This is a genomic window from Amycolatopsis sp. lyj-109, assembly GCF_046548995.1.
Taxonomy (GTDB): domain Bacteria; phylum Actinomycetota; class Actinomycetes; order Mycobacteriales; family Pseudonocardiaceae; genus Amycolatopsis.
Genome location: NZ_JAJPWR010000004.1, coordinates 20,755 through 43,371, shown reverse-complemented (window position 1 = coordinate 43,371; position 22,617 = coordinate 20,755). Strand labels below are relative to the sequence as shown.

General features: G+C 75.3%; 3 protein-coding genes. All 3 read left to right on the top strand.

From position 1 onward, the window contains the following. The first annotated feature begins 37 nt into the window (after window positions 1–37). The 3 genes from ACLJQF_RS10000 to ACLJQF_RS09990 are packed head-to-tail and all read left to right on the top strand — an operon-like array spanning window position 38 to window position 22,616. A complete protein-coding gene (locus tag ACLJQF_RS10000; protein ID WP_410607964.1) occupies window positions 38–12,292 on the top strand; it encodes an amino acid adenylation domain-containing protein in 12,255 nt (4,084 codons plus the stop codon). Beyond that, a complete protein-coding gene (locus tag ACLJQF_RS09995; protein ID WP_410607963.1) occupies window positions 12,289–22,407 on the top strand; it encodes an amino acid adenylation domain-containing protein in 10,119 nt (3,372 codons plus the stop codon). Before ACLJQF_RS10000 ends, ACLJQF_RS09995 begins: the two co-directional genes overlap by 4 nt. Continuing rightward, window positions 22,407–22,616, top strand: a complete 210-nt coding sequence (locus tag ACLJQF_RS09990; RefSeq protein ID WP_410607962.1) for an MbtH family protein — start codon at window positions 22,407–22,409, stop codon at window positions 22,614–22,616. Before ACLJQF_RS09995 ends, ACLJQF_RS09990 begins: the two co-directional genes overlap by 1 nt. Window position 22,617: the final 1 nt, after the last annotated feature.

Below are 22,617 nucleotides of genomic sequence, written 5' to 3'. Positions count from 1 at the left end.
CGATACTGGCGGCCCGCCACCGCCCGAAAGGAGTGCCGTGAACCCCGAAACCGCACTTCCGCTGACCGCCGCGCAATCGGAGCTGTGGCGGCGGTGCGCACGCGAACCGGGCAACGCGGTGTTCAACATCGCCGGGTTCTACGACATCTGCGGCCCGCTCGACGCCGGGCGGTGGACCGCCGCGGTGCGGGCCATGGTGCGGGAGGCCGAGTGCCTGCGCGTCGGGTTCGCGGCCGGGGACGGCGAGCCGCGGCAGGTCGTCGTGCCCGCCGAACCCGGCGTCCCGCTCCTGGAGCTGACCCGCGAGGCGGCCGAGGCGTGGATGCGGGCCGACCTCCGCACGCCCTTCGACCTCGCCGCGCCCCTGCTTCCGCGGTGCGCCCTGATCCGGGTCGCGCCCGAGCACCACCTGTTCTACCTGTGCGCGCACCACCTGGTCTCCGACGGCTTCAGCCAGGGCCTGCTGTTCCGGCGCGTCACCGAGCTCTACGACGCCGCGCCCGGCGGGACCGTGCTGCCACCCCTGCGGCTGCTCGTCGACGACGACGTCGCCTACCACGCGGATTCCGCCCGCCACGAGCGCGACCGGCTGATGTGGACGGACCGGTTCCCGCACACCCCCGAGCCGACGGCGCTGTCGGCCCGCCCGCCGGCCCCGGCCACCGACTTCATCCGCGAGTCCGTGCTGCTGCCCGCCGAGGCCACGCGGCAGCTGAAAGCAGCCGCCTGGGACGCCCGGGTGGCGCTGCCCGAGCTGCTCATCGCGGCGACGGCGGCGTACGTGCAGCGGATGGCCGGCACCCCGGACGTCCTGCTGACCCTGCTCACCACCGCCCGCAAGGGCGCGGCGGCGCGGTCCGTGCCCGGCATGGTGGCGAACTCGCTGCCGCTGCCCGTGCCGGTGCGGCCGTCGATGACCCGCCGGGACCTGGTCACCGCGGCGGCGGCGGAGATCCGGCGGACCGTGCGGCACCAGCGCTACCGCGGGCAGCGGGTGCGCGACCAGCTGGGCCTGTCCGGCGAGCCGCGCCCGTTCGGGCCGACCGTGAACATCCTGGGCCTCGGTGCGGAACGCTCCTTCGGCGGCTGCCGCGCGACCGCGCACGAGCTGTCCACCGGGCCCGTCGACGACATCGAGTTCATCGCGGGCGAAACCCCGGCCGGGGAGCTCGCGGTCAACGTCAACGCCAACCCGGCGCTGTACCGCCAGGACGAGCTCGCCGCGCACGCCACGCGGTTCGTGGCCTTCCTGGCCGACCTCGCCGCCCTGGGCCCGGACGAACCCCTCGCCCGCCTCGATGCCGGGCCGGTGACCGGGCACCCGGCCGGGGCGCGCCACGAGGTGAGCAGTGCGGACGAGCTGCTGGGCCGCATCGACGACCTCGCCCTCGTCGCGCCGGAAACCGTCGCGGTGACCGACGACGACGGCACGTGGTCCTACGGCGAACTCCGGGACTTCGCGGCCGCCGTGGGCACCGGGCTCGCCGGGGCGGGCCTGCGCCGCGGCGGCGTGGCCGGGGTCTTCGCCGGGCCCGGCCGCGAGTTCACCGGGACGGTCCTCGGCGTCTGGAGTGCCGGCGGCGCCTACGTGCCGGTCGACCCGGAAGCCCCGGCCGAGCGGACCGCCGGAATGCTCGCCGACTGCGGCGCCCGGTGGCTGGTGACCACGGAACGCCTGCGCGCGCGGGCGGAGGCGCTCGCCGCTTCGGTGCCCGGCCTGCGTGTGGTGACCGAGCGCGGCCCGGCCGGCGATTTCCCGCTGGTGACCAGGACCGTCGACGACGCCGCCTACGTGCTGTTCACGTCCGGCTCGACCGGGCGGCCCAAGGGCGTGATCGTGGCCGACGGCGGCCTGCTGAACCACCTGCAGGCCAAGGTCGACGTCCTCGATCTGTCCGCTGTGGACAGTGTGCTGCAGAACGCCCCGCTGACGTTCGACATCTCGGTGTGGCAGATGTTCGCGCCGCTGCTGGTGGGCGGCCGGGTGCGGGTCGTGGGGGCCGAGCTGCGGGCCGACCCGGGCGCGTTGTTCGATCTGGTCGCCGGCGAGGGGCTTTCGGTGGCCGAGGTCGTCCCGTCCGTGCTGCGCACCGCGCTCGACGCCCGGGACGCGGACCTGCCGGACCTGCGCCGGCTGGTCGTGACCGGCGAGGCGTTCCCGCCGGACCTGCGCGACCGCTGGCTCGCCCGCTTCCCGCACGCCGGCCTGGTGAACGCCTACGGCCCGACGGAGTGCTCCGACGACGTCACGCACGCCGTCCTGAGTGCAGGCGGCCCGGGTGGCCCGGTGCCGATCGGGCTGCCCGTCCGCAACACCGGGCTGTACGTGCTCGGCCCCGAGCTGCGCCCGGTCCCGCCGGGGGTGGCCGGTGAGCTGTACGTCGGCGGCGCCGGCGTCGCCCGCGGGTATGCCGGCCGGTCCGGTCCGACGGCCGAGCGGTTCGTGGCGGACCCCTTCGGGCCGCCGGGGACGCGGATGTACCGCACGGGCGACCGGGTGCGCTGGACCGGCGAACTCGAGTACCTCGGCCGCACCGACGACCAGGTGAAGGTCCGCGGCGTGCGGATCGAGCCGGGCGAGGTCGAAGCCGCTCTTCGTGCGCTGGACGGCGTCCGCGACGCCGCCGTGGCGCTGCGGCGCGACCCGGCGGGGCAGGCGGCGCTGGCCGGCTACGTCGTCCCGGTGGCCGCGTTCGACGTGGCCGCGGCCCGGGCGGCGCTGGCCCGGAGCCTGCCCGCGGCCCTGGTGCCCGCGGTGCTCACCGTCATGGACCGCGTGCCGGTGGACCGCAACGGCAAGATCGACCGGCGGGCGCTGCCGGAGCCGGTCTGGCCGGTCCGCGGCGACCAGCCGCGGACCCCGCGGGAGGAAATCCTCTGCGGGCTCTTCGCCGACGTTCTCGGGCAGCCCGCGATCGGGATCCGCGACAGCTTCTTCGCGCTCGGCGGGCACTCGCTGACGGCGACCCGGCTGGTCGGCCGGATCCGCGCGGTGTTCGGGGCCGAACTGCCGGTCTCGGCGGTGTTCGAGCACCCGACGGTGGCGGGCCTGGCCGAGACGTTCGGCACGGGCACGCCGTCGCGCCCCGCCCTGCGCGCGGTGGACCGGCCGGACCGGGTCCCGCTGTCGTTCGCGCAGCAGCGCCTGTGGTTCCTCGACCAGCTCGGCGAAGCGGGGTCGGCCTACCACGTGCCGACGCTGCTGCGGCTGTCCGAGGCGGTCGACGCGCCGGCCGTGCGGACCGCGCTGGGGGACGTCGTCGCCCGGCACGAAAGCCTGCGCACGGTGTTCCCGGTCGACGGCGGTTCGCCGTACCAGCACGTCTTCGCCCCGGCGGCGGCCCGCGAGCGACTGCCGTTCGACACCGTGCCGGTCGAGGCGGCCGAGCTCGGCGCCGCCGTTTCGGCGTTCCTGCACCGGCCGTTCGACCTGGCCGCGGACCTGCCGCTGCGGGCCCGGCTGTTCCGCCTGCCGGCCGGGGACCACGCATTGCTGCTGGTCGTCCACCACATCGCCGGGGACGCGTGGTCGTGGGCGCCGGTCGCCCACGACCTGGTGACGGCGTACCGGGCCCGGGCCGCCGGGACGGCCCCGGACCTGCCGGACCTCGCCGTCCAGTACCCGGACTTCACGCTGTGGCAGCGGGAAATGCTGGGCTCGGAATCCGATCCGGACAGCCCGGTGCGGCGGCAGCTGGACTTCTGGCGCGCCGCCCTCGCCGGGGTGCCCGACGAGCTGGCCCTGCCGTTCGACCGGCCCCGCCCGCCGGCGCTGTCCCTGGCCGGCGGGCGCGTGCCGCTGGACATCGACGCCGCGACCCACGCCGAGCTGGTCCGGCTCGCCCGGGACGCCGGGGCGACGGTGTTCATGGTCCTGCAGGCCGCCCTCGCCGTGCTGCTGGCGAAACTCGGCGGCGGCACCGACGTCCCGATCGGCACCGCGGTCGCCGGCCGGCCCGATCCGGCGCTCGACGACCTGGCCGGGTTCTTCGTCAACACGCTGGTCCTGCGCACCGACGTCGCGGGCGATCCGTCGTTCGAGGAGCTGCTGGGCCGGGTCCGGGAGCTCGACCTGGCCGCGTTCGCGCACCAGGACGTCCCGTTCGAACTGGTCGTGGACGCGCTGAACCCGGTGCGGTCGCTCTCGCGCAACCCGCTCTTCCAGGTCATGCTCGTCGCCCAGACCGAGCCGGCCCTGCCCGGGGTGGTGGTCGAGCGGGTGGTGACCGGGACCGCCAAGTTCGACCTGCTCGTGGAGTACCAGGAGCGCTACGACGCCGGGGTGCCCGCGGGCATCGAAGCCTCGATCGAGTACAGCGCGGATCTGTTCGACCACGCCACCGCGAGCGGGATCGCCGCACGGTTGGGGCGGGTGCTGGCGGCCGTCCTGGCGAGCCCCGGTCAGCGCGTCGGCGCGCTCGACGTTCTCGACCCGCGCGAGCGGGAACTCGTCCTGCGCGGCTGGAACGCGACGAGTCACCCGGTTCCGGCGGTGACCGTGCCCGGCCTGGTCGCCGCGCAGGCCGTGGCGACGCCGGACGCGACCGCGGTCGTCTTCGAGGGCGAGCGCGTCGGCTACGCCGACCTGACCGCGCGGGCCGACCGGCTGGCCGGCCTGCTGGCGGCGGCCGGCGCCGGTCCGGAGACGGTGGTCGCGGTGCTGCTGCCGCGGTCGGCGGACCTGGTCGTCGCGCTGCTGGCGATCCTGCGCTCCGGCGCGGCCTTCCTGCCGATCGACCCGGAGTACCCGGCCGACCGCGTCGCGCACCTGCTCGCCGACGCGGCGCCGGCCGTCGTGGTCGGCACCACGAGCCTGTCGGGCCTGCTCCCATCCACAGTGGACTCGAAGGTGCTCTGGTTCGACGGCTCGGCGTTGCCGGGGGAGCCGGGAACCCCGCCGCCCGTCGGCGTGCCCGGCTCGGGCGCGGCCTACCTGCTCTACACGTCGGGCTCGACCGGCAAGCCCAAGGGCGTCCTGGTGTCGCACGCGGCGCTGGCGAACCGGCTGCTCTGGATGCGGGACGCCTACGGTCTGTCCTCTTCGGACCGGTTCCTGCAGAAGACCTCGTGCGGCTTCGACGTCTCCGTCTGGGAGTTCTTCCTGCCGCTGATCACCGGGGCGACGCTGGTCGTCGCCCGGCCCGGCGGGCACCGCGATCCCGCCTACCTGGCCGGGGTGATCCGCCGCGAAGGCGTCACCGACGTCCACTTCGTCCCGTCGATGCTGCGGGAGTTCCTGCCCGAGGCCGCCGGCACCGCCCTCCGCCGCGTGTACACCAGCGGCGAGGCGCTTTCCGTGGCGCTGCGCGACGAATTCCACCGGACCCTGGACGCCGGGCTGCGCAACCTCTACGGGCCGACCGAAGCCGCGATCGACGTCACTGCGTGGACGTCGCCGCCGGGCGAGGTGGCCACCGTCCCCATCGGACGTCCGGTGTGGAACACACAGGCGTACGTGCTCGACGAGCGGCTGCGGCCGGTCCCGCCGGGCGTGGCCGGCGAGCTGTACCTCGGCGGCGTCCAGCTGGCCCGCGGCTACCACGGGCGCCCGGACCTCACCGCGGAGCGGTTCGTGGCCTGCCCCTTCGGCGAGCCGGGCGCGCGGATGTACCGCACCGGCGACCGCGCCCGCTGGCGCGACGGCGAGCTGGAGTACCACGGCCGCACCGACCACCAGGTCAAGATCCGCGGCGTCCGCGTCGAGCCGGCCGAGGTCGAGGCGGTGCTGCGCACGCACGACGGTGTCGCCGACGCCGTGGTCGTGGCCGGTGACCAGCGGCTCGTCGCCTACGTCGTGGGGGAGGCCGATCCCGGGGCGCTGCGGGCGCACGCCGCCGGGGCGCTCCCGCACGCCATGGTGCCCGCCGCGTTCGTCGTCCTGGATCGCTTTCCCCTGACCCCGCACGGGAAACTGGACCGGGCCGCGCTGCCCGAGCCCCCGGCGACGCCGCCCGGCCGCCCGCCCCGCACGGCGCGGGAAGCAGCGTTGTGCGAGGCGTTCGCCGAAGTCCTCGGCGTGCCCGCGGTCGGGGCCGACGACGACTTCTTCCGGCTCGGCGGGCACTCGCTGACCGCGACCCGGCTGGTCACCCGGATCGGCGCGAAGCTGGGGGCCGAGCTGACGATCCGGGACGTGTTCGACGCACCCACCCCGGCCGACCTGGCCGCGCTGCTGCCCGGCGGGGAACCGCTGACCGGTGCGGAGCGGCACCGGGTGCTGGTCGAGTGGAGTGGTGCCGCGGTTGCCGCGGAGCTCGCGCTGCCGCCCGGCGAGCGGCAGGTGCCGGCCGGGGGCACCGCGGCCTTCGCCGGGACCATGACCCTGCCCGGGCTGTGGCGGGAGCAGGTCCGGCAGTGGGGTGAGCGCATCGCCGTCACCAGCGGTGCGGCCGAACTGAGCTACCGCGCGCTCGACGCGCGGGCCAACCGGCTCGCCCGGCTGCTGATCGCCGAAGGCGCCGGTCCCGAGCGGCTGGTCGCCCTCGCCCTGCCGCGCTCGGCCGATCAGGTGGCCGCCGTCCTGGCCGTGCTCAAGACCGGCGCGGCCTACCTGCCCGTGGACGTCGATCACCCGGCCGGGCACCAGGACCACGTGCTGGCGGACGCGCGGCCCGCGCTGGTCGTCACCACCACGGCCGTCGCGCCGGACGGCCCGTGCCTGCTGCTCGACGACCCGGAGGTGCAGGCCCGCCTGGCCGCGCTCGAGCCCACCGACCCCGAGGTCGACATCCGCGCGGAGAACCTCGCCTACGCCATCTACACGTCCGGGTCGACCGGACGTGCCAAGGGCGTGCTGGTCACCCACGGCAGCGTCACGGCGCTCTTCCGCGCCACCGCGGGCCGGTTCGCGTTCGGCCCGGACCAGGTGTGGAGCTTCTGCCACTCCTACGCCTTCGACTTCTCCGTCTGGGAGCTGTGGGGTGCGCTGCTGCACGGCGGCCGGGTCGTCGTGGTGCCGCGCGAGACCGCGCGCTCGCCCTGGGACCTGCGGAAGCTGCTGGCCGCCGAACGGGTCACCGTGCTCAGCCAGACGCCGTCGGCCTTCCTGCAGCTCGCCGCCTGCGACACCGATGAGGAACTTTCCCTGCGCACGGTGGTTCTCGGCGGCGAAGCGCTGCAAGCGGGCAAGCTGGCCGCCTGGTACCGCCGGTTCGCGGCCGACGCTCCGCGGCTGGTCAACATGTACGGGATCACCGAAGGGACCGTCCACGCCACCTACCGCGCCCTGGACGCGGCGGCGACCGGGAGCCCGGTCGGCGGCCCGCTGCCCGGCGTGCGGGGGTACGTGCTCGACGACCGGCTCGAACCCCTCGGCGCCGGCACCACCGGCGAGCTGTACCTGGCCGGGCCGGGCCTGGCCCGCGGCTACCTGAACCGGCCCGCGCTCAGCGCCGGGCGGTTCGTCGCCTGCCCGTTCGGGCCCGCGGGTGACCGGATGTACCGAACCGGGGACCTCGTCCGCTGGACCCACGACGGCGAGCTGGAGTTCACCGGCCGGGCCGACGACCAGGTGCAGATCCGCGGCTTCCGCGTCGAGCCGGGCGAAACCGAGACCGTGCTGGCCGGGCACGACGCGATCGGCGAGGTCACCGTCGTGGCCCGGCCCGATGGCCGCGGGGAAACCTGCCTGGTCGCCTATGTCGTCCCGGCCGGCGGGCAGCCGCTCGACGCCGGGCAGCTGCGGACCTGGGCCGGGCACCGCCTGCCGGAGCCCCTGGTGCCCGCCGCGTTCGTCGTACTCGGCGCGCTGCCGCTGACCGGCAACGGCAAGGTGGACCGGACGGCCCTGCCCGCGCCGGAGTTCACCGCGGGCAGCGGGCTCGCCCCGCGGTCACCCGCCGAGGAACGGCTCTGCCGCCTGTTCGCCGAGGTGCTCGGCACCGGGCGCGTGTCGGCCGACGACGGCTTCTTCAGCCTCGGCGGGCATTCGCTGCTCGCCGCGTCGCTGGTGCGGAAGGTGCGGGCCGAGTTCGGCGTCGAGCTGGGGGTGCGGGAGCTGTTCGAGGCGCCCACGCCGGCCGAGCTGGCGGCGGTGGTCGCGCGGGCCGCCCGTACCCCGGCCCGGCCTCTCGAGCCGGGCGCGCGGCCGGAGCGGTTGCCGCTGTCGCCGTCGCAGGAACGGATGTGGGCCGAGCAGCGGATCACGGGCCGGTCCGCGGCCTACCACATCGCGGCCGACATCCGGCTGTCCGGCGAGCTGGACCGCGGCGCGCTGCACGCCGCGCTCCGGGACGTCGTCGTCCGGCACGAAAGCCTGCGCACGGTCATCACCGAGACGGACGGCGTGCCGCACCAGGTGGTCCTCGACGCCGTCCCGGAGCTGCCGGTGGTGGCGCTCGCGGAAGCCGGGCCGGACCGCGAGACGGCGGACTTCGCGGCCCGGCCGTTCGACCTCGGCCGGGACCTCCCGATCCGGGCCCGGTTGTCCGCCTTGTCCGGCACCGAGCACGTGCTGCACCTCGTCGTGCACCACCTCGCCGCGGACGGCTGGTCGCTCGCCCCGCTGGCCAGGGACCTCTCCCACGCCTACACCGCCCGGGCGCGAGGTGAGTGTCCTCAGTGGACTCCGCTGCCCGTGCAGTACGCGGATTACGCGCTCTGGCAACGCACCCGGGACCCGAGTGCGGAGTTCTGGCGGGCAGCGCTCGACGGGCTCCCGGAAGAGCTCGACCTGCCGGCCGACCGGCCGCGGCCCGCCGAGCCCACCCGGCGCGGTGACGTCGTGGCGTTCCGGGTCGAGCCGGCGCTGTACGACGCCGTCACGGCGCTGGCCGCGGCGAGCGGGACGACCGCGTTCATGGTCGTCCACGCCGCCTTGGCCTTGCTGCTGGCCAAGCACGGCGCGGGCACCGACATCCCGATCGCCACACCGGTGGCGGGCCGGGCCGACGGCGGCCTCGACGACCTCGTCGGCCTGTTCGCGAACACGCTCCTGCTGCGGACGGACCTCTCGGGGAACCCCACGTTCCGCGAGCTGCTCGCGAGGGTGCGCGAGGCCGACCTCGCCGCCCTGGCCCACCAGGAGCTGCCGTCCGCGGCCCGGTTCCAGGTGCTGCTCGCGTTCCAGAACGCCCCCGAGCCGCGGCTGGACCTGCCCGGGCTGACGGCGACCGCGGTACCGGTCGCCTCCGGCACGGCGAAGTGCGACCTCGCGTTCTCCTTCACCCCCGGCGGTGGCGGCCTGCAGGGCTACCTGGAGTTCGACACCGACCTCTTCGACCGCGCCACCGCGCAGGCACTGGCCGATCGGCTCCTCCGCCTCCTCACGGCGGTGACGGCCCGGCCCGACGCGATCGCCGGAACCGTCGACCTCGCCGAGGCCACCGGCGCCGACGGCGACCGCCGGGCCCTGCCCGCGTGCACCGTGCCGGGCGTGTTCGAGTACCAGGCGCGGTCGGACGGCGGGCGGCTCGCGGTGCTCGGCGACGGCGTCGAAACCGGCTACGCCGAACTGGACGAGCGGGCGAACCGCCTGGCTCACGGGCTCATCGCCGCGGGCGCCGGACCCGAGCGGGTGGTGGCCCTGCTGCTGCCGCCGTCGACCGGGCTGGTCGTCGCGGTGCTGGCGGTCCTCAAGGCCGGCGCGGCCGTGCTCACCGTCGACCCGGCCTACCCGGACGAGCGGATCGCGCACCTGCTGCGGGATGCCGAGCCGGTGCTCGTCCTGACCCCCGACGTCCTCGACGACTTCGAAGCGCGGCCGGCCTCGTCGCGGGCCCCGGCCGACGAAGACCGGCTCGCGCCGCTGACGCCGGACAACGCCGCCTACGTCGTCTACACCTCGGGCTCGACCGGGACGCCGAAGGGCGTGGTCGTCCAGCACCGGAACGTGATCGCGCTGGCGGCCGACCACCACCGGCGGTTCGGCCTCGGCCCCGGCACGCGCGTGCTGCAGTTCGCGCCGCTCGGCTTCGACGCCGCACTCGGCGAGCTCTTCGCGACCCTGCTCACCGGTTCGGCGCTGATCATGCCGTCGGCCGCCGAACGCGTCGCCGGCGAACCCCTCACCCGGCTCGTCGAGGACACGCGCGCGGACTTCGTCGTCCTGCCGCCGGCCGTGCTGGCCACCGTGCCCCGGCTGCCGGACGGGATCACGCTGGTCGTCGCCGGCGAGGAGTGCCCGGCGGAGCTCGCCGGCCGCTGGGCGCCGGGCCGCCGGATGGTGAACGCCTACGGGCCCACGGAAACGACGGTCACCGTCACCAGCACCGGCCCGCTCGTGCCGGGGACCGCGGTGACCATCGGCCGTCCCCTGGACAACAGCACCGCCCGCGTCCTGGACCCCTGGCTGCGGCCGGTGCCGCCCGGGGTGATCGGCGAGCTCTACCTGGGCGGTGCCCAGGTCGCCCGCGGCTACCGCGACCCGGCGCAGACCGCGGCCCGGTTCGTCGCCGACCCGTTCGGCCCGCCCGGGGCCCGGCTCTACCGCAGCGGCGACCTCGCCGCGTGGACCGGCGACGGCGAGCTGCGCTTCCTCGGCCGCGCCGACCGGCAGGCGAAGATCCGCGGCTTCCGCGTCGAGCCGGGCGAGGTCGAGCACGCGCTCACCGCGCACGACGGCGTCACGCAGGCCGCCGTGATCGTGCGGTCCGGGCGGCTGCTGGCCTACGTCACCGGGGACGTCGATCCGGTGGCGGTGCGCACTGGGGTGGCCGCCCGGCTGCCCGGGCACCTGGTGCCCACGGCGGTCACCGTGCTGGCGGAGCTGCCGCGGACCCCGCACGGGAAGCTGGACCGCGACGCGCTGCCCGACCCGGTGTTCGCCACCGGGACCGGAGCCGGGGAAACCGACGCGGAACGGGCGTTGTGCGCTGTCCTCGCCGACGTTCTCGGGCTGGCGTCCGTCGGCGCCGGCGACAGCTTCTTCGACCTCGGCGGCGACAGCATCACCGCGTTGCAGGTGGTCGCGCGGGCTCGCCGGGCCGGCTGGGCGCTGACCCCCCGGGACGTCCTGCTCGCCCGCACCGCGCGCGGGATGGCCGAGGCCGCCGTCCCCGCCGCTGCGTTGCCGCGGGTGGACGGCACCGGCCGCGTCGGGCTCACCCCGATCGTGGCGTGGCTGCGTGACCACGGCGGCCCGGTCGCCGGGTTCAACCAGGCGATGGTGTTCGGCACGCCCGCCGGTGCCTCTGCGGAGCGCCTGCGTGCCGTGCTGCAGGTCCTCGTCGACCACCACGACGCCCTGCGGCTGCGGTTGACCGGCGACTGGGAGCTGCACGTCCGTCCACAGGGGACGGTGCCGGTCGGCGTGCGCCGCGTCGCCGGGGCTCCCCTCGACGTCGAACGGTACGGGGCCGCGGCCCGGGCGGAGCTGGACCCGTGGGACGGCGAGGTGCTGCGCGCGGTCTGGTTCGACGGCGGTGCCGGGCCGGGGAAGCTGCTGCTGGTGCTGCACCACCTCGTCGTGGACGGCGTCTCGTGGCGGATCCTGCGGGAAGACCTGGAGGCGGCCTGGCACGGCCGCGAGCTGCAGCCCGTCGGGACGCCGCTGCGGCAGTGGGCGGAACTGCTCGCCGCGGCGAAACCGGACGAGGCGGCGTACTGGCACTCGGTCCACAGTGGACCGGATGGGGGGCTCGGGGACCGGCCGCTCGACCCGGCCCGGGACACGGTGGCGAGCGCCCGCCGGCTGCGGCTCGAACTGACGGCGGAGCAGACGGCCGCGGTGCTGGCCCACCCCCACGCGGACGTCCGGGAGCTCCTGCTGACCGCGCTCGCCGAGGCGCTCGGGCGGCCGCAGCTGGTGGCGCTGGAAGGCCACGGCCGGGAGCAGGTGGTCGAGGGGGCCGACCTGTCCCGGACGGTCGGCTGGTTCACCAGCGTGTACCCCGTCCGGCTCGAGCCCGGTGGCCTGCGCCGCACGAAGGAGCTGCTGCGCGCGGTGCCGGGCAACGGAATCGGCTACGGCATCCTTCGCCACCTCGACCCGGAGTCCGGCCTGGCGGGGCTGCCGGTGCCGCAGGTCGGCTTCAACTACCTCGGCCGGTTCGCCGCGACCGCGGGGGAGTGGGCTGCCGAGCCCGCTCCGGTGCCGGAAGCCGACCCGGACATGCCGCTCGCACACGCACTGACGATCAACGCGGCGGTCGAGGGCGACCGCCTGGCGGCGGAGTGGATCTGGGCCCCGGCCCTGCCCGGCGGCGGCGAGCTCGCCCACCGCTGGCTGACGGCGCTGGAAGCGCTGCTCACGGCGGAGCCGGAGGCCGGACCGGCCGAACTCACCTTGACCTCGCTCGGCGACGAGGAGCTCGACGAGCTCGCCGCCGGACTCGCATGGGAGGAATCGCTGTGACAACCCGCGGACTGCAGGACATCCTGCCGCTCACCCCGTTGCAGGAGGGCCTCCTCTACCACGCCGCCCTGGGTGGGGGCGACGTCTACCACGTCCAGCTGGTCGTCGACCTGGAAGGCGACCTCGATCCGGCCGCCCTGTGCGGCGCCGGGCAAGCCCTGCTCGACCGGCATGCCGCCCTCCGCGCCTGCTTCCGGCGCCGCCGGTCCGGTGAACCCGTGCAGGTCGTCCCGGCTCGCGCCCGGCTTCCGTGGCGCGAGCTCGACCTGCGCGGCCGCGAGAGCGAAGCGGCGGCCGTCGTCGACGAGGAGCGCGTCCGGCCCTTCGACGTCGAGAACCCGCCGCTCCTGCGGTTCCTGCTCATCCGGCTGGCCGACCGGCGGTACCGGTTCGTCTCCACCAACCACCACGTCCTCACCGACGGCTGGTCCATGCCCCTGATCCTGCGAGACCTCTTCGCCCTCTACGCCGGCCGGCCGGTCCCACCGGTGCCCGACCACCGCGCCTACCTGAAGTGGCTCGACGCACAGGACCGGCCCGCCGCCGAACGAGCCTGGCGGGCGGCTCTCGACGGCCTCGCCGAGCCCACCTTCGTCGCCGGACCCGGGAAGCTCCGCGAGCCGACCCTGCCCGAAGCGCTGGTCATCGACGTCCCGGAGCGGCTGACCACGGACGTCACCGCGTGGGCCCGGACCCGGGGAATCACGCTCAACACCGTCCTGCAGGGCTGCTGGGCGATCGCCCTCGGCGGGCTCACCGGCCGCGCCGACGTCGTGTTCGGGGCGGTCAGCGCCGGCCGCCCGCCGGAAGTCGCCGGCGTCGAGGACATGGTCGGGCTGTTCATCAACACCCTGCCCGTCCGCGTCCGGCTCGACCCGGCCGCGACCCTCGCCGGCACGCTGGCCCGGCTGCAGCGCGAACAGCTCGACCTCCTGCCGCACCAGCACCTCGCGCTCTGGGAAGTCCAGCAGCAGGCCGGCCTCGGCGAGTTGTTCGACGTGGCCTTCGTCTTCGAGAGCTACCCCCTGGCCTCCGACGACCTCGACGGCGAGATCGCCGGCTTGCGCGTGAGCGCCGCCGAAGCCCGGGACGCCACCCACTACGCGCTGAGCCTCACCGTGGTGCCCGACCGGTGCCTGCGGCTGCGGCTGGAACACCGTGCCGACGTCGTCGACCCGGACCTCGCGCGCCGGACGGCGGACCGGCTCCTCGACCTGCTCCGGGCCGTGGTCACCGAACCGGACCGGCCGCTGGCCCGGCTCGCGCCGCTGTCCCCGGCCGACCGGGACGCCGTGCTGGCCGAGGGCCGCGGACCGCGGCACCGGCCGAGCCCGCCGGTGGCCGACCTGGTCGAGGCCCAGGCCCGCCGCACGCCGGACGCGGTCGCCGTCGAGCACGACGGCGTCGCGTTCACCTACGGCGAGCTGAACGCGCGGGCCAACCGGCTGGCGCACCGGCTGATCGCCGCCGGGGCCGGACCGGAGGCGGTGGTCGCCGTCGTGCTGCCGCGCTCGGCCGGGCTCGTCGTCGCCGCGCTCGCCGTCGCCAAGTCCGGCGCGGCCTACTTCCCGATCGACCCCGAGTACCCCGCGGACCGCGTCGCCGAGCTGATCGCCGACACCGAACCGGTCGCCGTGCTGCGGGACGTCGAAGCGGCGGACCGGCCGGACACCGACCCGGCGCGGGACGTGCGGCCCGAGCACCCGGCCTACGTGATCACGACGTCCGGCTCGACCGGCCGGCCCAAGGGCGTCGTCGTGCCGGTGCGGGCGCTGGCCAACGCCATCGCCGACGTCGTCCGCACCTGCGGGCACGCGCCGGGGGACCGGGTGCTGGCGGTCGCGGCGCCGACGTTCGACATCTCCCTCGAAGAGCTGTTCGCGCCGCTCGTCGCCGGGGCCACGCTGGTCGTCGCCGGCCGGGACACCGTCCGGGACCCGGTCGCGCTGACCCGCCTGATCCGCGCGGCCCGCATCACGCTGATGGACGCCGGACCCGCGCTGTGGCACTACGTTCTCGAAGAGGACGCCGCCGCGCTCGCCGGGCTGCGGGCGATCGTCGGCGGCGAGGCGGTCGGCGCCGAGCTGGCGAACCGGCTGCGCGCGGCGACCCGCGGCGTCGTCAACTTCTACGGCCCCACCGAAACCACGATCAACGCCACCGGGTTCCGCATCGACGGGCCACGCGAAGACGCGCCGCCGATCGGACGGCCGATCTCGAACACCGACGCCTACGTCCTCGACGCCGCCCTCCGGCCGGTGCCGCCCGGGGTCACCGGCGAGCTGTACCTGTCCGGTGTGCAGGTCGCGCGCGGCTACCTGCGCCGCCCGGGCCGCACCGCCGAGCGGTTCGTCGCCGATCCCTTCGGCCCGCCCGGGACCCGGATGTACCGCACCGGCGACCGCGTCCGGTGGCGAGCGGGGCACCTGGAGTTCCGCGGCCGCGCCGACGAGCAGGTCAAGATCCGCGGCTTCCGCATCGAACCCGGCGAGATCGAGGCCGTGCTCGCCGGCCGCACCGGTGTCACCGGCGTGGTCGTGCTCGCCCGCGACGACGACGGCGACCGACGGCTGGTCGCCTACGTGACCGGGACCGCGGACCCGGACGAGCTGCGGGCGCGGGTCGCCGCCCGGCTGCCCGAGCACTGCGTGCCGTCGGCGTTCGTCGTCCTGGACGCGTTCCCGCTCACCCCGAACGGCAAGGTGGACCGCCGCGCGCTGCCCGCGCCGGACTTCTCCGGCCTGCGCCCCCGCCGCGCGCGGACCGCGCTGGAGGAGATCCTCTGCGGCCTGGTCGCGGAGGTGCTCAAGGTGCCGTCCGTCGGTACCGCGGACGATTTCTTCCACCTCGGCGGGCATTCGGTGCTCGCCACCCGGCTGGCCGGGCGGATCCGCTCGGTCCTCGGGACCGACCTCGGCGTCCGCGCGATCTTCGAGGCCCCGACCGTCGCGGAACTCGCCGTCCGGCTGGGCGAGGGATCCGCGGCCCGGCCCGCGCTGACGGCGCTGCCCCGGCCCGGCCGGGACCTGCCGCTGTCGTCGGTCCAGGAACGGTTCTGGTTCCTGGACCGGATCGCCGGGCCCGAGGCGTCCCTCGAGATGCCGCCGCTGGCGATCCGGCTGCGCGGCGCGCTCGACGTCGAGGCGTTCGCCGCCGCGCTCGGCGACGTCGTCGAGCGGCACGAGTCCCTGCGCACGCTCTACCCGGTCGTCGGCGGCGAACCGCGGCAACGAATCCTGGCCGCGGCGGAAGCCCGCGAGCTGGCCCGCTTGGACGTCCGCGGGTCCGGGGACATCGCCTCGGTGAACAAGCGCTTCGACACCGCCACCGAACTGCCGCTGCGCGCGGTGCTGTTCGCCGAAGCGCCCGACGAGCACGTGTTCGTCCTGGTGCTGCACCAGATCGCCGTGGACGGCTGGTCGCTCGTCCCGCTGGCCCGCGACTTCGCCGACGCCTACCACGCCCGGCTGTCGGGTGACGCTCCCCGGTGGACGCCGCTACCGGTGCAGTACGCGGATTACGCGTTGTGGCACCGATCGATCCTCGGCGAAGAGTCCGATCCGGACAGTGGGATCACGCGCCAGCTGGACTTCTGGAAGTCCGCTTTGGACGGTCTGCCGGAGGAACTGGCGCTGCCTGCCGACCGGCCGCGGCCCGCCACGCCGTCCTACCGCGGCCACGGCTTCGACTTCGAGATCGACGCGGCCATCCACCGCACGCTGATCGACGTCGGCCGCCAGACCGGCACCACGGCGTTCATGGTCGTGCAGGCCGCGCTCGCCGTGCTGCTGGGCAAGCTCGGCGCGGGCCCGGACATCCCGCTCGGCACCGCCGTCGCCGGCCGCACCGACGAAGCACTCGATGACGTCGTCGGCAACTTCGTCAACGTGCTCGTCCTGCGCACCGACCTCGGCGGCGACCCGACGTTCCGGGAGCTGCTGGCCCGCGTCCGGCGCACCGACCTGGCCGCGTTCGGCCACCAGGACGTGCCGTTCCAGCGGGTCGTCGACGCGCTCAACCCGGTACGCTCGCCCGCCCGGCACCCGCTGTTCCAGGTCATGCTCGAATTCGAAAACCTCGACGAGGCGCGGTTCGAGTTCGCCGGCCTGAACGCCGGGTTCGAGCAGCAGGCCCTGGAGGCGATGGACTACGACCTGATGTTCATCATGCGGGAGCAGCACGCCGAAGACGGTGCCCCCGCGGGCATCCGGGCCTTCCTGGAAGCCGCCGCCGACCTGTTCGACGCCGAGACCGCCCGGGCGATCGCGCGGCGGCTCGTCCGGCTGCTCGGCGACCTCGCCGCGGCCCCGGACCGCCCGCTCAGCGCGTTCACCGTGCTCGACCCGGCCGAGCGGCACCTGGTCCTGACCACGTGGAACGACACCGCCCGCGACGACGAATTCGTCGACGTACCCACGCGGGTGCGGGCCTTCGCGCGCACGACACCCGACGCGGAGGCGATCGCCGACGACGACGGCAGCTGGACCTACCGCGAGCTGTGGGCGTTCGCCTCGGGCGTGGCCGCGAGCCTGCCCGGGCGCGGCGCGGTCGTCGGCATCCTCGGCGACGCCGGCCGCGAGTTCACCGGCTCGGTGCTCGGGGTCTGGGCCGCGGGTGGCGCGTACGTGCCGGTGGACCCGCAGGCGCCGGTCGAGCGGATCGCCGGCATGCTCACCGACGCGGGGGCCACCTGGCTGCTGGCGCCCGCCTCGGACGCCCGGGCCGCCGAGATCGCCGTGGCGGTGCCCGGCCTGCGCGTGGTCACCGGGCGCGGGAGCACGCCCGGCTTCACGCCGGTGCCGCGTCGCGCCGACGACGCCGCGTACGTGCTGTTCACCTCGGGCTCGACCGGACGGCCCAAGGGTGTGGTGGTCTGCGACGGCGGGATGGTCAACCACCTGCTCGCCAAGATCGAGGATCTCGGCCTGACCGCGGCAAGCACGGTGCTGCAGAACGCCCCGCTGACGTTCGACATCTCGGTGTGGCAGATGTTCGCACCCCTGCTGGCCGGCGGCGCGGTGCGGGTCGTGGGCGCCGACCTGCGGGCGGACCCGCGACGGCTGTTCGACGTCGTCGATGCGGACGGCGTGTCCGTCGTCGAGGTGGTCCCGTCGCTGCTGCGCACGGCCCTGGACGAGTGGGACCCGCGCGTCGAACTGGCCGACCTGCGCTGGCTGGTGGTCACCGGCGAGGCGTTCCCGCCCGGCCTGCGCGACCGCTGGCTCGCCCGGTTCCCGGACATCGGCCTGGTCAACGCCTACGGCCCGACCGAGTGCTCGGACGACGTCACGCACGCGTTCCTCGGCCACGGCGGCGCCGTCCCGATCGGCGGGCCGCTGCGCAACACCCGGCTCTACGTCCTGGGGCCGGACCTGCGGCCCGTGCCGCCGGGCGTCGCGGGCGAGCTGTACGTCGGCGGCGCGGGCGTCGCGCGGGGGTACGCCGGACGGCCCGGCGGCACCGCCGAGCGGTTCGTGGCCTGCCCCTTCGGCGGGCCGGGCGCCCGGATGTACCGCACCGGCGACCGGGTCCGCTGGAACCGCGACGGCGAGCTGGAGTACCTCGGCCGGGCCGACGACCAGGTCAAGGTGCGGGGCGTGCGGATCGAGCTGGGCGAGGTCGAGGCCGCGCTGCAGGCACTGGACGGAGTCCGCGACGCGGTGGCGGCGGTGCGCCCGGATCCGGCGGGGCAGCCGAGTCTCGTGGGGTACGTGGTGCCGGAGGACGGGTTTGCCGGGGTGCGGCCCGATCCCGCGCCGCAGCAGTCTCTCGCCGGGTCCGCGCTTCCGGAGGACCGCTTCGACCTGGCCGCGGCCCGGGCGGCCCTGGCCGGCAAGCTGCCGGCCGCACTCGTGCCCGCGGTCCTCGTCCCGCTGTCCGCGCTGCCGGTGGACCGGAACGGCAAGATCGCCCGGCGCGCGCTGCCCGAGCCGGGGTGGCCGGTGGCCGCCCGGTCCGGCGCCGAGCCGAAGACACCCCGCGAGGAAATCCTCTGCGGGCTCTTCGCCAACGTCCTCGGCCAGCCCGGGATCGGCGTCCACGACAGCTTCTTCGACTTCGGCGGCCACTCGCTGCTGGCCACCCGGCTGATCGGCCGGGTGCGGGCGGCGTTCGGCGTCGACCTGCCGGTCTCGGCCGTGTTCGAGGCCCCGACCGCCGCCGGGCTCGGGCGCGCGATCGGCGCCGCGAAAACCCCGGTCCGGCCGGCCCTGAAGACGGGGGGCCGGCCCGAGCGGATCCCGCTGTCCTTCGCTCAGCAGCGCCTGTGGTTCCTCGGCCAGCTCGGCGAAGGCGGCTCGGCCTACCACATCCCGACCGTGGTCCGGCTCACCGGCGACGTCGACGCCGACGCGGTGCGGGCCGCGCTGGCCGACGTCATCGTGCGCCACGAGAGCCTCCGCACGGTCTTCCCCGTGCACGACGGCTCCCCGTACCAGCACGTCCTCGAGCCGGACGAAGCCGTCGCCCGCCTACGCTTCGATGTCGTCCGGGACACCGCCGGGGACGTCGCGGTGGAGCAGTTCACCAGCGAGGAGTTCAACCTCGCGGAGGACCTGCCACTGCGCGTCCGCCTGGGCGTCGTGAGTGGTAATTCGGGTTCTAACCCTAATTACCACTCACGACGAGCCGCGGCAGACCCGGGCGGGGACGAGTCCGTCCTGGTCCTCGTGCTGCACCACATCGCCGGGGACGCGTGGTCGTTCGGCCCGCTCTCCGCCGACCTCACCACGGCCTACCGCGCGCGAGCGGCCGGAACGGCGCCGCGCTGGGCCGAGCTGCCCGTGCAGTACGCCGATTTCGCGGTGTGGCAGCGAGAAGTACTCGGCGAAGTGTCCGATCCGGACAGTGTGGTCAGCGAGCAGCTCGCCTTCTGGCGCGAAGCCCTCGAAGGCGCGCCGGACGAACTGGCGCTGCCGTTCGACCGCCCGCGCCCGCCCGCGCTGTCCCTGCGCGGCGACCGCGTGCCCCTGGAACTCGACGCCGGAACGCACCGCGGGCTGGCCGAGCTGGCCCGCCGCACCGGGACGACCGTCTTCATGACCGTGCAGGCCGCCCTCGCCGTCACGCTGGCGAAGCTCGGGGCCGGTGCGGACATCCCGATCGGCACCGCGGTCGCCGGTCGCACCGAGCGCGCGCTGGAAGACCTGGTCGGCTTCTTCGTCAACACCCTGGTCCTGCGCACCGACGTCTCGGGCGAGGTGTCCTTCGAGGATCTGCTCGGCCGGGTCCGGGACACCGACCTGGCCGCGTTCGCCCACCAGGACGTGCCGTTCGAGCTGGTCGTCGACGCGCTCAACCCGGCCCGGTCGCTGGCGCGGAACCCGCTGTTCCAGGTCATGCTCGTGGCCCGGAACCTGCCGGCCGACGGCGACGAGCCCGCGGGGCCGGCCGCGGTCGTCGAAACCGTGGACACCGGCACCGCGAAGTTCGACCTGCTCTTCGACTACGCCGAGCAGTATGACCGCGGCGCTCCGGCCGGACTGGCGGGCTCGCTGGAGTACAGCACCGACCTGTTCGACCGCGCCACCGCCGAGCGGATCACCGCCTGGCTGACCCGGGTGCTGCGGACCGCCGTCGCCGATCCGGCCCGCCCGGTCGGCGCGTTCGAACTGACCGACGCCGGCGAACGCGACCGGGTCGTGCGCGAGTGGAACGCCACCGCGCACCCGACGCCGCCGGTGACCGTGCCGGAGCTGGTCGGCGCCCAGGCGGTCGCGACACCCGGGACGATCGCCGCGATCGACGAGGACGTGCAGGTCACCTACCGGGAGCTGGCCGTCCGGGTCGACCGGCTCGCCGGCGCACTGGCGAGCCGGGGCGCCGGGCCGGAAACCGTGGTGGCGATCGCGCTGCCGCGGTCGGTGGACCTGGTCGTCGCACTGCTCGCGGTGCTGCGCACCGGCGCGGCGTTCCTGCCGATCGACCCGGACTACCCGGCCGAGCGCGTCGCCCACCTCCTCGAGGACGCCCGGCCGGTGTTCGTGCTCGACGACGTCCGGCTCGACGGGGAGGCGAGCTTCCCCGGGCCGGTCTCGGGGGACAGCGCGGCGTACGTGATGTACACGTCGGGCTCGACGGGCAAGCCGAAGGGCGTGGTCGTCTCGCACGCGGCACTCGCCAACCGGCTGCTGTGGATGCGGGACACCTTCGGGCGGCCGGACCGGGTGCTGCAGAAGACCTCCTGCGGGTTCGACGTGGCGTTGTGGGAGTTCTTCTGGCCGCTGATCTCCGGCGGGACGCTCGTCCTGGCCCGGCCCGACGGCCACCGCGACCCGCGCTACCTCGCCGATGCCATCCGGCGCCACGGCATCACCGACGTCCACTTCGTCCCGTCGATGCTGCGGGAATTCCTGCCCGAGGCCGCCGGCCTCACCGGGCTGCGCCGCGTGTTCTGCAGCGGCGAGGCCCTGACCCCGGCATTGCGGGACCGGCTGCACGCGACCCTGGACGTCGAACTGCACAACCTCTACGGCCCGACCGAGGCCGCGATCGAGGTCACCGCGTGGACCTCGCCCCCGGGGCCGGTCGCCACCGTCCCCATCGGACGTCCACTGTGGAACACGCAGGTCCACGTGCTCGACCGGTGGCTGCGGCCGGTGCCGCCCGGCGTGGCCGGTGAGCTGTACCTCGCGGGCACGCAGCTGGCCCGCGGCTACCAGGGCAAGCCGGGGCTTTCGGCCGAGCGATTCGTCGCGAACCCGTTCGGGGCACCCGGCGCCCGGATGTACCGCACCGGCGACCGCGCCCGCTGGAACCACGACGGCGAGGTCGAGTACCTCGGCCGGGTCGACCACCAGGTGAAGGTGCGCGGCGTGCGCGTCGAACCGGGGGAGATCGAGGCCGTGCTGCGGGGCCACGACGGCGTCTCGGACGTGGTCGTGCTCGCGCGTCCGCTCGCCGCGGGCGACTACCGGCTCGTCGCCTACGTCATCGGGGACGCCGGTGCCGACGCGCTGCGGGCGTACACGGCCGAACGGCTGCCGCGGTACATGGTGCCGTCGGCCTTCGTGGCGCTCGCCGCGTTCCCGCTGACGGCCAGCGGGAAGCTGGACCGGGCCGCCTTGCCCGCACCGGAGGTTGCGGGCAGCGGCCGGGAACCGCGCACCGAGCGGGAACGCGCGTTGTGCGCGTTGTTCGCGGAAGTGCTGGAGCTGCCGTCGGTGGGCGTGGACGACGACTTCTTCCACCTCGGCGGGCATTCGCTCACCGCGACCCGGCTGGTCAGCCGGATCCGGGCGGCGCTGGGCGCCGACCTCGGCGTCCGGTCCCTGTTCGAACGGCCCACCCCGGCCGGGCTGGCCGAGCGCCTCGGCCACGCCGGAATCCGCGACAGCGCGTTCGACCCGGTGCTGCCACTGCGGACCGGCGGGGACCGGCCACCGCTGTTCTGCGTGCACCCGGTGGGCGCGCTGAGCTGGTCCTACGTCGGGCTGGTGGCGCACCTCGACCCCCGGCGGCCGCTCTACGGCCTCCAGGCCCGCGGCCTCGCCGAGGACGAGCCGCTGCCGGGTTCGGTCGAGGAGATGGCGGCGGACTACCTCGGCCGGATCCGGGAGCTCCAGCCGGCCGGGCCCTACCACCTGCTGGGCTGGTCGTTCGGCGGGCTCGTCGCCCACCACATCGCCGTGCTGCTGCGGGAAGCGGGCGAAGAAGTCGCCCTCTTGGCCGGCTTGGACAGCCGGCCCCGCGCTCGCGACGACGAAGCGGTGGGGGAGCAGGAGATCTACTCGACCATTCTGGACGCGGTCGGCGTCACCTCGGACGGCGGTGAGCTGACCGCGGGGGAGGTGGCCGCGCTCGTCGCGGGTTCCGGGCTGCCGCCGGACTTCGGCGAGGACCACCTGCGGCGGCTGGTGGCGGTGTGGCGCAACAACGACGAGCTGTCCCGGAAGTTCGTGCCCGGGCACTACGCCGGACGGCTGCTGCACTTCGCCGCGGCGGACGCCGCCGACGACCCGGCCGCGGTCTGGGGTCCGCACGCCGAGGCCGTCGACGTGCACGAAATCGCGTGCGCGCACGCCGAGATGACCCGGCCCGGACCGCTGAAGCACATTGGCGAAATTCTCGACGCGGTGCTGGTTGACTCGGCGCAGGATTTCCGAGAGGAGCAGTGATGAGCAACCCCTTCGACGACGCCGACGGCACGTTCCTGGTGCTGGTCAACGACGAGCGCCAGCACTCCCTGTGGCCCGCTTTCGCCGAGGTGCCCGCGGGCTGGACCGTGGTCCTGCGCGAGGCGAGCCGCGAGGCCGCGCTGGCCTACGTCGAAGAGAACTGGACCGACATGCGGCCGGCGAGCCTGGCCCGCGCCATGGGCGAATAGG